Genomic DNA, 13,175 nt, shown 5'->3' on the forward strand with positions numbered 1-13,175 from the left:
TGGTAGAACTTGGTTTTGCCCGCAGTGGTGCGGGGCGTGGTGTCGTCTGTGTTCATTGCTCACTCTCCCTGAAATGATCGGTGCCTGGGCGGGCCCTATCGCGGGTCAAGTCGCATCGGCGCACCGCCGCACCCACGAATGCAGGCATTACCCTGCGGGCTCGGGGTTGCGTGGGAGCGGCGGTGCGCCGATGCGACTTGCCCCGCGATAGCGTCAGCCCAGGCGACATAAGACCTACGACCTAGTGGAACGCCCGGCGCTCCATCTGCGACATCTGCACCTGAATCAACGCCGACTCGAGCAGCACACGCAGGGCCTCGATCTCATGCATCAAAGCCATGATCAGAACTGACGCGGGCGGCTTGGGCGGGACCGAAATGGCCTGTTGCGCCACAGCCTGTGCGCACAAGGCGTATTCCGCGGCCTGGAGGAGGGTGTCTTCGAGAGAGTGATGGTTGTGGGGTGGATCGGGGACAATCTTCAACATGACCTTATTCCTTTAAAAGGGCGGTCACCTGACTGCTGTCAAACAGAAGGGTGGCAGCTGTACGTGGGTTGACAGACCGGCGGAATAAGCAAAGTTCCGGCGCACGCAAGCGTGCCCGCACGTACAGCCACCATTGAAGGCTAGCCGTAGGCTTAATACCGTCGCGACCTGTCAAAGTCGATCGCTGAACTCAGCGACTCGCCGAGACTAGGGGCCTGCCAGGGCGACCGCAACGGAAAAAAGGCGGCAAGAGTATGTTTGGGAAATGGACTACAAGTAAGGGCTTTAATCTGATTCTTGGTGACGGATAGCAAAGTCAGCAGTTGCAGATATTGCATTGATATTGGCCGGCCCGTTACACGCGATTCCTGTGGGAGCGGCTTTAGCCGCGAAACAAGCGACGCGGTGACTGGCACCGGCTACGCCGGTGTTCGCGGCTAAAGCCGCTCCCACAGGGATCGCGCCAGCTATTTAGATTTTGAGCAGGACCGTGGTTCTTGAAAGGGGCCAGCTTCAGGCAACCGACGTCGTCCCCAAAAACGCCGCCTCCAACAACTGCCGCGTATACCTATGCTTGGGCTCATGAAAGATGGCCTGCGCATCCCCTTGCTCCACCACCTGCCCATGCTTGATCACCATCAACTGATGACTCAACGCTTTCACCACCGCCAGGTCGTGACTGATAAACAGGTACGTCAGGTTGTACTTAACCTGCAATTTCCGCAAAAGCTCCACCACCTGCCGCTGCACCGTCCGGTCCAGCGCCGACGTCGGCTCATCCAACAGAATCAAAGCAGGCTTCAACACCAACGCCCGAGCAATCGCGATCCGCTGCCGCTGCCCACCGGAGAACTCATGGGGATACCGATGCCGCGTCCGCGGATCCAGCCCCACTTCTTCCAGCGCCGCCACAATCGCCGCTTCCTGCTCGGCCGGCGTGCCGATCTTGTGAATCCGCAATCCCTCGCCAACGATATCCGCCACGCACATGCGCGGGCTCAGGCTGCCGAAGGGGTCCTGGAACACCACCTGCATTTCCCGCCGCAGCGGCCGCACTTCCTTCTGGTTCAACCCTTCCAGGTTCTGCCCATGGAAGCGAATGCCGCCCTGGCTGGAAATCAACCGCAAGATGGCCAAGCCCAGAGTGGACTTGCCGGACCCACTCTCGCCAACAATGCCCAGGGTCTGGCCCTGGGGCAGGCTGAAGTTCACCCCATCCACGGCCTTCACATGGTCCACGGTGCGGCGCAGCAGCCCCTTCTTGATCGGGAACCACACCTTCAAATCCTTCACCTCCAGCAACGGCGCCCCTTCGGCGTTCGCTGCCGGCGCGCCGCTGGGTTCGGCATTGATCAGCATCTGCGTATACGGATGCTGTGGCTTGCTGAACAGCGTGGCGCAATCGGCCTGTTCGACGATCTTGCCGCACTGCATCACGCACACGCGGTTGGCGATGCGGCGCACCAGGTTGAGGTCGTGGCTGATCAGCAACAGGGCCATGCCCAGGCGCGCCTGCAGCTCCTTGAGCAAGTCGAGGATCTTCAACTGCACGGTCACGTCGAGCGCCGTGGTGGGCTCGTCGGCAATCAGCAGTTCGGGTTCGTTGGCCAGGGCCATGGCGATCATCACGCGCTGGCGCTGGCCGCCGGACAGCTCGTGGGGCAGGGCCTTCAAGCGCTTGCGCGGTTCGGGGATGCCGACCAGTTCCAGCAGCTCCAGGGTGCGCGCAGTGGCTTGCTTGCCGGTGAGGCCTTTGTGCAGCAGGAGGATTTCGTTGATCTGCTTTTCGATGCTGTGCAGCGGGTTCAGCGAGGTCATCGGCTCCTGGAAGATCATCGCGATACGGTCGCCGCGGATGCGCTGCATGGGCTTTTCGCCCAGGTGCAGCAGGTCCTTGCCGTCGTACTGGATGCTGCCGGACGGATGCCGGGCCAGGGGGTAGGGCAGCAGGCGCAGGATCGAGTGGGCGGTGACGGATTTGCCCGAGCCGCTCTCGCCCACCAGGGCCAGGGTTTCGCCTTTGCGGATGTCGAAGCTGATGCCATCGACCACACGGTTGACCTGGTCGCCGGTAACGAACTCCACGGCCAGGTCGCGCACTTCGATCAGGGTGTCTTGGCTCATGTCATTTCCTTGGGTCGAAGGCATCGCGGGCGGACTCGCCGATAAATACCAGCAGGCTCAGCATCACCGCCAGCACGGCGAAGGCGCTGATGCCCAGCCACGGCGCTTGCAGGTTGGACTTGCCCTGGGCCACCAGCTCGCCCAGCGACGGCGAGCCTGCGGGCAGGCCGAAGCCGAGGAAGTCGAGGGCGGTGAGGGTGCCGATGGCGCCGGTGAGGATGAACGGCATGAAGGTCATGGTCGAGATCATGGCGTTGGGCAGGATGTGCCGGTACATGATCGGGCCGTTGCGCATCCCCAGGGCGCGGGCGGCGCGCACGTACTCGAGGTTGCGGCCGCGCAGGAACTCGGCGCGCACCACGTCCACCAGGCTCATCCACGAGAACAGCAGCATGATGCCCAGCAGCCACCAGAAGTTGGGCTGCACGAAGCTGGCCAGGATGATCAGCAGGTACAGCACCGGCAGGCCGGACCAGATCTCCAGAAAGCGCTGGCCGGCCAAATCGACCCAGCCGCCATAGAAGCCCTGCAGGGCGCCGGCGATGACGCCGACGATGGAGCTGGCGAGGGTCAGGGTCAGGGCGAACAGCACCGAGATGCGAAAGCCGTAGATCACCCGGGCCAGCACGTCGCGGCCCTGGTCGTCGGTGCCCAGCAGGTTGTCGGCCGAGGGCGGCGCGGGGGCGGGCACCTTGAGGTCGTAGTTGATGCTCTGGTAGCTGAACGGGATCGGCGCCCACAGCACGAAGGCGTCTTTCTTGGCCAGCAGCTCGCGGATGTACGGGCTCTTGTAGTTGGCCTCCAGCGGGAACTCGCCGCCGAAGGTGGTCTCGGGGTAGCGTTTGAAGGCGGGGAAGTGCCACTGCCCGTCGTAGCGCACCGCCACCGGCTTGTCGTTGGCGATCAGCTCGGCGCCCAGGCTCAGGCCGAACAGCACCACGAAGATCCACAGCGACCACCAGCCGCGGCGGTTGGCCTTGAAGCGCTCGAAGCGCCGGCGGTTGAGGGGGGAGAGGGCCATGTCAGTGCTCCCGGCTGGCAAAGTCGATACGCGGATCGACCAGGGTGTAGGTGAGGTCGCCGATCAGCTTCACCAACAGCCCCAGCAGGGTGAAGATGAACAGGGTGCCGAACACCACCGGGTAGTCGCGGTTGATCGCCGCTTCGAAGCTCATCAGGCCCAGGCCGTCGAGGCTGAAGATCACCTCGATCAACAGCGAGCCGGTGAAGAAGATGCCGATGAACGCCGAGGGGAAGCCGGCGATCACCAGCAGCATGGCGTTGCGGAACACGTGGCCGTACAGCACGCGGGTGCGGCTCAGGCCCTTGGCCTTGGCGGTGACCACGTACTGCTTGTTGATCTCGTCGAGGAAGCTGTTCTTGGTCAGTAGGGTCATGGTGGCGAAGTTGCCGATCACCAGCGCGGTGATGGGCAGCACCAGGTGCCAGAAGTAGTCCAGGACCTTGCCGGTGGTGGACAGCTCGTCGAAGTTGTTGGAGGTAAGGCCACGCAGCGGGAACCAGTCGAAATAGCTGCCGCCGGCAAACAGCACGATCAGCAGGATGGCGAACAGGAACGCGGGGATGGCGTAGCCGACGACGATGGCCGAGCTGGTCCACACGTCGAAATGGCTGCCGTGGCGCACGGCCTTGGCGATCCCCAGCGGGATCGACACCAGGTACATGATCAGCGTGCTCCACAGGCCCAGGGAGATCGACACGGGCATCTTCTCGATGATCAGGTCGATGACCTTGGCGTCGCGGAAGAAGCTGTTGCCGAAGTCGAGCTGGGCGTAGTTCTTGACCATGATCCACAGCCGTTCGGGCGCGGATTTGTCGAAGCCGTACATGCGCTCGATCTCGGCGATCAGGGCCGGGTCCAGGCCTTGCGCGCCGCGGTAGTTGGAACCGGCCACCGACACTTCGGCACCGCCGCCGGCGATGCGGCTGGTGGCGCCTTCGAAGCCTTCGAGCTTGGCGATCATCTGCTCGACCGGGCCGCCGGGGGCGGCCTGGACGATGATGAAGTTGATGATCAGGATGCCGAACAGGGTGGGGATGATCAGCAGCAGGCGGCGCAGGATATAGGCCAGCATGTCATTGGGCCTCTTGTGCCGGGGCGTCGGTCACCGCGGGGGTGACGCCTGGCTTGATCCACCAGGTGTCGATGCCGATGTCGTACTTGGGTGGCACCTGCGGGTGGCCGATGTGGTTCCAGTAGGCCACGCGCCAGGTCTTGATGTGCCAGTTGGGGATCACGTAGTAACCCCACAGCAATACGCGGTCGAGGGCGCGGGTGTGGTCGATCAGGCTCTGGCGCGAATCGGCGTTGATCAACTGCTCCACCAGCTGGTCGATGGCCGGGTCGCGCAGGCCGATGAAGTTGCGGCTGCCGGGGTTGTCGGCGGCGGCGCTGGACCAGTACTCGCGCTGCTCGTTGCCGGGCGAATTGGATTGCGAGAAACCGCCGACGATCATGTCGTAGTCGCGCGAGCGCAGGCGGTTGATGTATTGCGAAACGTCGACGCGGCGGATGTTCAGCTCGATGCCGAGGTCGGCGAGGTTGCGCTTGAACGGCAGCAGGATGCGCTCGAACTGGGTCTGGGCCAGCAGGAACTCGATGACCAGCGGCTTGCCGTCCTTGTCGACCATCTTGTCGTCGACGATTTTCCAACCGGCCTCTTGCAGCAGCTTGTAGGCCTGGCGCTGCTGTTCGCGGATCATGCCGCTGCCGTCGGTGACGGGGTTGTGGAAGGCCTCGCTGAACACTTGATCGGGGACTTTGCCGCGCAGCGGTTCGAGGATTTTCAGTTCGGCCGGGGAGGGCAGGCCCTGGGCGGCCATGTCCGAGTTCTCGAAGTAGCTGCCGGTACGCAGGTAGGCACCATTGAACAGCTGCTTGTTGGTCCACTCGAAGTCCAGCAGCAAGCTCAGCGCCTGGCGCACCCGCACATCCTGGAACACCGGCTTGCGCAGGTTGAAGATGAAGCCCTGCATGCCGACGGGGGTGCCGTTGGGCAGCTCTTCCTTGATCAGCCGGCCATCACGCACCGCGGGCACGTCGTAGGCGGTGGCCCAGTTCTTCGCACTGACTTCCAGGCCGTAGTCGAACTGGCCGGCCTTGAGCGCTTCGAGGGCGACGGTGTTGTCACGGTAGGAGTCGAAGGTCATCACGTCGAAGTTGTAGAAGCCGCGGTTGATCGGCAGGTCCTTGGCCCAGTAGTCCTTGACCCGCTCGTAGCGGATCGAGCGGCCGGCCTTCACGTCGGCGACCTTGTAGGGGCCGCTGCCCAGGGGGATTTCCAGGTTGCCGCGGTTGAAATCACGGTTTTCATACCAGTGCTTGGGCAGCACCGGCAGTTGGCCGAGGATCAGCGGCAGCTCGCGGTTGTTGGTGTGCTTGAACTTAAACAGCACCTTGAGCGGGTCTTCGGCGACCACCTCGGCGACGTCGGCGTAGTACTGGCGGTACAACGGCGCGCCGTCCTTGATCAGGGCGTTGAAGGTGAACACCACGTCTTCGGCGCGCATCGGGTGGCCGTCGTGGAAGCGCGCTTCGGGGCGCAGGTAGAAGCGCACCCAGCTGTTGTCGGGGGCTTTTTCGATCTTGCCGGCCACCAGGCCGTACTCGGTGAAGGGTTCGTCCAGGCTCTGGCGCATCAGGGTGTCGTAGATGCTGCCGACGTTGTCGGCGGGCACGCCCTTGTTGATGAACGGGTTGAGGCTGTCGAAGCCGCCGAAGCTGGACTGGCGGAACGTGCCGCCCTTGGGCGCATCCGGGTTGACGAAGTCGAAATGCTTGAAGTTGGCCGGGTATTTCGGCGCTTCGTCATACAGGGTCAGGGCGTGTTGCGGGGCGGCCATGGCCGGGAGCGTGAGGCAGGCCAGCAGCAGGCTGCAGGCCAGGCGCAGGGTCGGGGTCATTTGGCTTTCTCCGAAGTCTTCTTGATCCACCAGCTGTTCAGCCCGAGGGTGTAGGGCGGCGTGGTGACGAAGGCCAGCCGGTTGCGGTAGGCCAGGCGATGGTTGTCCAGGTACCAGTTGGGGATCATGTAGTACTGCCATGAGAGCACGCGGTCCAGGGCCCGGGCGGCGGCGATCTGGTCATCGCGGGTGCGGGCGGCGAGCAGGGTGTCGAGCAGGTGGTCGACCACCGGGTCCTTCACGCCAGCATAGTTCTTGCTGCCCTTGGTCGTGGCCTGGCTTGAGTGGAAGTACAGCCACTGTTCGAGGCCGGGGCTCAGGGTCTGGTTGAGGGTCATCAGGATCATGTCGAAATCGAACTGGTCGAGCCGTTGTTTGTACTGGGCGCGGTCGACGGTGCGCAAGCGCGCATCGATGCCGATGCTGGCCAGATTTTCGACATAAGGTTGCAGGATACGTTCGAGGTTCGGGTTCACCAGCAGCAGTTCCATGCGCAGCTGCTGGCCCTTGCTGTTCACCAGGCGCTGGCCGTTGAGCTTCCAGCCGGCCTGGGCGAACAGATCGAGGGCCTGGCGCAGGGTCTGGCGGCTGATGCCGCGACCATCGGTGTGGCTGACCTGGTAGGGCTCGGTGAACAGCTTTTCCGGCAGTTGGTCGCGGAACGGCTTGAGCAGCAGCCATTCCTTGCCGGTGGGCAGGCCGCTGGCGGCGAACTCGCTGTTGGGGTAATAGCTGGTGGCGCGGCGGTAGGCGCTGCTGAACAGCGCACGGTTGGTCCACTCGAAGTCCAGCATCAGGCCCAGCGCCTGGCGTACCCGCGGGTCGGCGAAGGTGGCGCGGCGGCTGTTCATGAACAGGCCCTGGGTTTGCGTGGGGATCTGGTGCGGGATCTGCGCCTTGATCACCTGGCCCCGGCGCACGGCGGGGAAGTTGTAGCCGTTGGCCCAGTTCTTGGCCTGGTGCTCGATATAGATGTCGAACTCGCCGGCCTTGAACGCTTCGAAGGCCACGGTGGCGTCGCGGTAGAACTCGTATTCGACGCGCTTGAAGTTGTACTTGCCGCGGTTGACCGCCAGGTCCTTGCCCCAGTAGTCCTTCACCCGCTCGAACACCAGGCGCCGGCCAGGCTGCACCTCGGTGATGCGGTACGGGCCGCTGCCCAGTGGTGGCTCGAAGGTGGTGGCCTTGAAATCGCGGTTTTGCCAGTAATGCTTGGGCAGCACCGGCATCTCGCCCAGGCGCAGGATCAGCAACGGGTTGCCGGCGCGCTTGAACACGAAGCGGATGCGCAAAGGGCCGAGGATGTCGACGCGCTGCACTTCCTGCAGGTTGGTGCGATAGATCGGGTGGCCATCCTTGAGCAGGGTGCGGTAGCTGAAGGCGACGTCGGCCGAGGTGATCGGCGTGCCGTCATGGAAGTGGGCCTCGGGGCGCAGGTTGAACACCACCCAGCTGCGGTCCTCGCTGTACTCGACGCTGCGGGCGATCAGGCCGTAGCTTGACGTGGGTTCGTCGCCGGAGGGGTCGTACATGCCGGTGCCGACCATCAGTGGCTCGTTGAGCTCGCTGATGCCGTATTGCAGGAAGTTGGGCGTGGTGACCGGGCTCGAGCCCTTGAAGGTATAGGGGTTGAGCGTGTCGAAGGTGCCGAATGCCATGGCCCGCAAGGTGCCGCCTTTAGGGGCTTGCGGGTTGACCCAGTCGAAGTGGGTGAAGGTGGCCGGGTACTTGAGCGTGCCGAACTGCGCGTATCCGTGGCTTTCGCTCACCATCGCGACGGCGGGGAAGCTCAAGGCCAGGCTGAGGGACAGCAGGAGGGGACGTATCAAGTCGGCATCCGATCCAGAAGGCGTTGGGCTTTGGTCGGGGTACAGTAACAGCTTGTCTTGGCAGGAAAAAGGGTCGTCCTTGGAGCAAATGAAGTCCCCTGTGGGAGCGGGTTTACCCGCGAACACCGGCCAAGCCGGTGCCAGGCACCGCAGAGCCTTCTTCGCGGGTAAACCCGCTCCCACAGGGTGGGGCGCTGGCTTCGACGTTGTGGTTCAACGCGCCAGGTAAACGGTCAGCGTCTGCCCTGGCTTGAGCGCGTGGCCGCTGCGCGGGTTCCAGCGCTTGAGGTGCTGCATTTCGACATTGAAGCGCTTGGCCACCAGGTAGTACGAGTCGCCCTTGCGCACCTTGTACTGGGTGGAGCGCTGCTTCGAGTCGGCTACCCGGTTGGCGGCGGCGCTCGGTGCGCTGCCACCACGCAGGGCCAATACCTGGCCGACCTTGAGGCTGTTGCCGCGCAACTTGTTCCAGCCCTGCAGCTGCTTGACCGATACCCGGTTGGCCTTGGCGATGCTGGCCAGGTTGTCACCGCGCTTGACCCGGTAGCTGCGCGCCGCCGGCGCCTTGGCCTCGGCCAGGGCCGCATTGAACACGGCCTTGTTCGGTTGCAGGCTGACCAGTTCCTCGGGCTTGAGGTTGGACATGCGATCCGTCAGCAACTGCGCTTTGGCGGTGGGCACCAGCAGTTGCTTGGGGCCGTCCACGGTCATGCGTTTCTTGAACGCCGGGTTGAGCTGGATCAGCTCGTCCTCGTCGATGTCGGCGAAGGCGGCGACCCGCGACAGGTCGAGGCGCTCGCTGATGGCGACGGCTTCGAAGTAGGGTTCGTTGGCAATCGGGTTGAGGTTGACGCCATAGGCTTGCGGGGTGTTGACCACCTGCGACAGGGCCAGCAGCTTGGGCACGTAGTCGCGGGTTTCCTGCGGCAGCGGCAGGTTCCAGTAGTCGGTGGGCAGGCCAAGGCGTTCGTTGCGCTCGATGGCGCGGCTGACGGTGCCTTCGCCGGCGTTGTAGGCCGCCAGGGCCAGCAGCCAGTCGCCGTTGAACATGTCGTGCAGGCGGTTCAGGTAATCCAGCGCGGCGTTGGTCGATGCGGTGATGTCGCGGCGGCCATCGTAGAAGTTGGTCTGGCGCAGGTTGAAGTGGCGCCCGGTGGACGGGATGAACTGCCACATGCCGGCGGCGTGCGCGCGGGAGTAGGCCATCGGGTTGTACGCGCTCTCGATGGCCGGCAGCAGGGCCAGCTCCAGCGGCATGTCACGCTCTTCAAGACGCTCGACGATGTAGTGCAGGTAGAGGCTGCCACGCTCGCCGGCGTTCTCGAGGAACGACGGGTTGCTGGCGAACCACAGGCGCTGCTGCTCGATGCGCGGGTTGACGTCGACGTTGTCCTGCAGGGCGAAGCCCTGGCGCATGCGCTCCCAGACGTCCTGCGGGGCTTGCTCCTTCGGCTTGACCAGCACCGGGGCGGGCTTGTGCTTGATCCGCGCCTGGTAATTGTGCGCGCGAACGCTGTCGGATTCGTCGAGCTGACGGGTGCTCTGGCAGCCGACCAGGGTGGCGGCCAGCGCCAGTGCACTGATCTGGGCCAGTCGCGTCAGGGCGACCGAATGAGAGGTTCTGCGGCTAGTGGAAGGCATCGGCTGGGACAGTTATCCGGGCAAAAAAGTTCGGCGATTCTAGAAACCGGTCCCGGCCGGGTCAACCTTTGTACCTGTATCGCGATATATCTTAGGGTTATCAGAACACGTCCTTCCAAGACCTCAAGGCAGCAAAAACAGTGGCTTGGGTGGGGTTTGAAAGACCCTTCCATTCGTCTGCTTTTTCTTTAACGGATGTTTCAGCGGTGCGCAAAAACGGGTTGGTCTGGCGCTCCAGGCCGATGGTCGAGGGCAAGCTGATGCGATTGTCGGCGCGCAGCCGGGTAACGTCTTCGAACCGCTGCAGAACCTGCGCGTTGTGCGGCTCTACGGCGCGGGCGAAGCGCAGGTTGCTCAGGGTGTATTCGTGGGTGCAGTACACCTGGGTGGCAGCGGGCAGGGCGGCCAGGCGCTGCAATGAATGGTGCATCTGCTCGGGGGTGCCTTCGAACAGGCGGCCACAACCGGCGGCGAACAGGGTGTCGCCACAGAACAGTAGCGGCGTGGCCGGTTGCGCAGTGTAATAGGCGATGTGCCCAAGGGTGTGGCCGGGCATGGCCAGCACCTCGAAGTCGAGCCCCAGCACCTGCACGCGGGCGTTGTCCTCCAGGGCCAGGTCGCGGGCCGGGATGCGTTCGTGGGCAGGGCCGCAGACGCGGGCGCCGGTGGCCTTCTTCAGCGTTTCGACGCCACCGACGTGGTCGTGATGATGGTGGGTGACGAGGATGTCCGTCAGTGTCCAGCCTGGGTGCGCGTCGAGCCAGGCCTGCACCGGCCCGGCATCACCGGGGTCGACCACCGCGCAGCGGCGATTGGCAGTATCCTGTAACAACCAGATGTAGTTGTCGGAGAAAGCGGGTAGGGCATCGATCTGTATCATGGTGCGGATCCGTATCGCCAAGCCTGGACATTGAAGGCATCTTAGCCGCGATGGCGTGGCCGGAGAACCTTCGAGGGAGAACGCAATGACCGACCAAGCCTTCGCCCAGGCCGACCCCGAGTGGGTTGAGCTGATCAGCCTGGCCCGCGAGTGGTTCAACGGGCCGCTCGGGCAATTGATGCTCGAGGAAGAACAGAAACTGCTCGAACAAGAGCTCGGCCGCTTCTTCGGCGGCTATCTGGTGCATTACGGCCCCGGTGCCGACGCTCCGCCCAATGCCCCGCAGGTGCAACGCAACGTGCGCCTGGGCGCGCCGCTGCCGGGGGTCGAGATCATCTGCGAGGAGCAGGCCTGGCCGCTGTCGGAGCACGCCGCGGACGTGGTGGTACTTCAGCATGGCCTGGACTTCAGCCTGTCGCCCCACGGGCTGCTGCGCGAAGCGGCCAGTGCGGTGCGCCCCGGCGGCCATTTGCTGATCGTCGGTATCAACCCCTGGAGCAGCTGGGGCATGCGCCATTTCTTCAGCCACGGCGCCTTGCGCAAGGCGCGCTGCATCCCACCGTCGCGGGTTGGCGACTGGCTCAACCTGCTGGGCTTCGCGCTGGAGAAACGCCGTTTCGGGTGCTATCGTCCGCCGCTTGCCTCGGCGGCCTGGCAGCAACGCCTGGCTGGCTGGGAGCGCATCGCCGGTGGCTGGCAGACGGCCGGTGGCGGTGTCTACCTGCTGGTAGCACGCAAGATCATGGTCGGCCTGCGGCCACTGCGCCAGGAGCGCCGCGAGCCCATGGGCAAGCTTTTGCCGCTGCCGCTGGCCAAGGTCAACCGTAACGCCAGCAACCCCGATATCGAAAAGCATTGAAGATGAGTGGTACATGAGCGAAAGCGAAATCGTCGAGATCTACACCGATGGTGCCTGCAAAGGCAACCCTGGCCCGGGCGGCTGGGGCGTGCTGATGGTGTTCAAGGGCGTCGAGAAGGAGTTGTGGGGCGGCGAGCGCGAAACCACCAACAACCGCATGGAGCTGATGGCCGCGATCGAAGGGTTGAAGGCGCTCAAGCGTGAATGCGCGGTGGTGCTGACCACCGACTCGCAGTACGTGATGAAGGGCATCAACGAATGGATGGTCAACTGGAAGAAGCGTGGCTGGAAGACAGCCGCGAAGGAACCGGTGAAGAACGCCGACCTGTGGATGGCCCTCGATGAGCAGGTCAACCGCCACAAGGTGACCTGGAAGTGGGTGCGCGGGCACATCGGCCACCCGGGCAACGAGCGGGCCGACCAGCTGGCCAACCGCGGCGTCGAAGAACTGCGCGCCAAGCGTTGATCCGATTGGGGCTGCTGCGCAGCCCATCGCGGCCCCGACTCCGGTATACTCCCGCCCTGAATTCAAGCACCGCATGTTGGAGTCCCCCGCGTGGAGCAGCAGCAAGACCAACGGTTCATCATCCTCGACACCGAAACCACGGGTATGCCAGTGGCCGACGGTCACCGCATCATCGAGATCGGCTGTGTCGAGGTTGTGGGCCGACGCCTGACCGGGCGGCATTTCCACGTCTACCTGCAGCCCGACCGCGAAAGCGACGAAGGCGCGATCAACGTCCACGGCATCACCGACGCCTTCCTGGTCGGCAAGCCGCGTTTCGCCGATGTGGCCGAGGAGTTCTTCGAATTCATCCAGGGCTCTACCCTGGTCATCCACAACGCGGCGTTCGACGTTGGCTTCATCAACAACGAATTCGCCTTGCTGGGCCAGCACGACCGCGCCGATATCTCGCAACACTGCCCGATCCTCGACACCCTGATGATGGCGCGCTCGCGCCACCCGGGGCAGCGCAACAGCCTGGATGCCCTGTGCAAACGCTACGGCATCGATAACTCCGGCCGTGATCTGCACGGCGCACTGCTCGACTCGGAACTGCTGGCCGACGTCTATCTGGCGATGACCGGTGGGCAGACCAGCCTGTCGCTGGCCGGTGACGCAGCAGGCGATGACGAGGGGCAAGGCAATACCGGCAGCGAGATCCGCCGGATTGTCGGGCGCGCACCGGGGCGGGTGATCCTGCCCACCGACGAAGAGCTGGCAGCCCATGCCGAGCGCCTGGCAGCGGTCGCCAAGTCGGCGGGTGGGCCGGCGATGTGGCAGGTGTTGACCGAGCCGGCGGCAGGCTGAGTCAAAATCATCGCGGGGCAAGCCCGCTCCCACGCCAATTATGGACTGCCCCCAAGAAGTTGGACACCAATCCAACCCTTGGGGGATTTATGGGCAAGTACACCGAGCGCTTCAAGCTC

At 64.0% G+C, this 13,175-nt stretch carries 11 protein-coding genes; 3 read left to right on the plus strand and 8 right to left on the minus strand.

What is annotated here, in order from left to right; genetic code table 11:
* Positions 1 to 241: 241 nt before the first annotated feature.
* From F6X61_RS10805 to gloB, 8 genes are all read right to left on the minus strand, one after another.
* Positions 242 to 487, minus strand: a complete 246-nt coding sequence (locus F6X61_RS10805) for a hypothetical protein (RefSeq protein WP_153786635.1) — start codon at positions 485 to 487, stop codon at positions 242 to 244.
* 513 nt (positions 488 to 1,000) lie between these two features.
* Positions 1,001 to 2,611, minus strand: coding sequence for an ABC transporter ATP-binding protein (locus F6X61_RS10810; RefSeq protein ID WP_153786636.1), 1,611 nt, complete (start codon positions 2,609 to 2,611; stop codon positions 1,001 to 1,003).
* Position 2,612: 1 nt separating this feature from the next.
* On the minus strand, positions 2,613 to 3,632 hold the full coding sequence (locus F6X61_RS10815) for an ABC transporter permease (protein ID WP_153786637.1): 1,020 nt from the start codon (positions 3,630 to 3,632) through the stop codon (positions 2,613 to 2,615).
* Between the two features lies 1 nt (position 3,633).
* A complete protein-coding gene (locus F6X61_RS10820) occupies positions 3,634 to 4,707 on the minus strand; it encodes a microcin C ABC transporter permease YejB (RefSeq protein ID WP_125464850.1) in 1,074 nt (357 codons plus the stop codon).
* A gap of 1 nt (position 4,708) precedes the next feature.
* On the minus strand, positions 4,709 to 6,535 hold the full coding sequence (locus F6X61_RS10825; protein ID WP_153786638.1) for an extracellular solute-binding protein: 1,827 nt from the start codon (positions 6,533 to 6,535) through the stop codon (positions 4,709 to 4,711).
* Positions 6,532 to 8,364, minus strand: coding sequence for an extracellular solute-binding protein (locus F6X61_RS10830; RefSeq protein ID WP_218575537.1), 1,833 nt, complete (start codon positions 8,362 to 8,364; stop codon positions 6,532 to 6,534). Before F6X61_RS10830 ends, F6X61_RS10825 begins: the two co-directional genes overlap by 4 nt.
* A gap of 213 nt (positions 8,365 to 8,577) precedes the next feature.
* Entirely contained in the window at positions 8,578 to 10,005 is a 1,428-nt protein-coding gene (locus tag F6X61_RS10835) for a lytic transglycosylase domain-containing protein (protein ID WP_153786639.1), read from the minus strand.
* 100 nt (positions 10,006 to 10,105) lie between these two features.
* Positions 10,106 to 10,885, minus strand: a complete 780-nt coding sequence (gene gloB, locus F6X61_RS10840) for a hydroxyacylglutathione hydrolase (RefSeq protein ID WP_153786640.1) — start codon at positions 10,883 to 10,885, stop codon at positions 10,106 to 10,108.
* An 85-nt stretch (positions 10,886 to 10,970) separates the two neighbouring features.
* On the opposite strand from gloB, the gene F6X61_RS10845 reads away from it, so the two are divergent.
* From F6X61_RS10845 to dnaQ, 3 genes are all read left to right on the plus strand, one after another.
* Positions 10,971 to 11,744 (plus strand): class I SAM-dependent methyltransferase, encoded by a 774-nt coding sequence (locus F6X61_RS10845; RefSeq protein ID WP_153786641.1) that lies wholly within the window; start codon positions 10,971 to 10,973, stop codon positions 11,742 to 11,744.
* Between the two features lie 13 nt (positions 11,745 to 11,757).
* Positions 11,758 to 12,210, plus strand: coding sequence for a ribonuclease HI (rnhA, locus tag F6X61_RS10850; RefSeq protein WP_125464845.1), 453 nt, complete (start codon positions 11,758 to 11,760; stop codon positions 12,208 to 12,210).
* Between the two features lie 90 nt (positions 12,211 to 12,300).
* A complete protein-coding gene (dnaQ, locus tag F6X61_RS10855; RefSeq protein ID WP_153786642.1) occupies positions 12,301 to 13,056 on the plus strand; it encodes a DNA polymerase III subunit epsilon in 756 nt (251 codons plus the stop codon).
* The last annotated feature ends 119 nt before the right edge of the window (positions 13,057 to 13,175 follow it).

The sequence above is a fragment of the Pseudomonas sp. EMN2 genome (assembly GCF_009650555.1).
Lineage (GTDB): Bacteria > Pseudomonadota > Gammaproteobacteria > Pseudomonadales > Pseudomonadaceae > Aquipseudomonas > Aquipseudomonas sichuanensis.

Bases quoted from the DNA above. Each gene is read 5' to 3' on its own strand.
- F6X61_RS10805 (WP_153786635.1), bottom strand. From the start codon at position 487: ATGTTGAAGATTGTCCCCGATCCACCCCACAACCATCACTCTCTCGAA.
- F6X61_RS10810 (WP_153786636.1), bottom strand. From the start codon at position 2,611: ATGAGCCAAGACACCCTGATCGAAGTGCGCGACCTGGCCGTGGAGTTC.
- F6X61_RS10815 (WP_153786637.1), bottom strand. From the start codon at position 3,632: ATGGCCCTCTCCCCCCTCAACCGCCGGCGCTTCGAGCGCTTCAAGGCC.
- F6X61_RS10820 (WP_125464850.1), bottom strand. From the start codon at position 4,707: ATGCTGGCCTATATCCTGCGCCGCCTGCTGCTGATCATCCCCACCCTG.
- F6X61_RS10825 (WP_153786638.1), bottom strand. From the start codon at position 6,535: ATGACCCCGACCCTGCGCCTGGCCTGCAGCCTGCTGCTGGCCTGCCTC.
- F6X61_RS10835 (WP_153786639.1), bottom strand. From the start codon at position 10,005: ATGCCTTCCACTAGCCGCAGAACCTCTCATTCGGTCGCCCTGACGCGA.
- gloB (WP_153786640.1), bottom strand. From the start codon at position 10,885: ATGATACAGATCGATGCCCTACCCGCTTTCTCCGACAACTACATCTGG.
- F6X61_RS10845 (WP_153786641.1), top strand. From the start codon at position 10,971: ATGACCGACCAAGCCTTCGCCCAGGCCGACCCCGAGTGGGTTGAGCTG.
- rnhA (WP_125464845.1), top strand. From the start codon at position 11,758: ATGAGCGAAAGCGAAATCGTCGAGATCTACACCGATGGTGCCTGCAAA.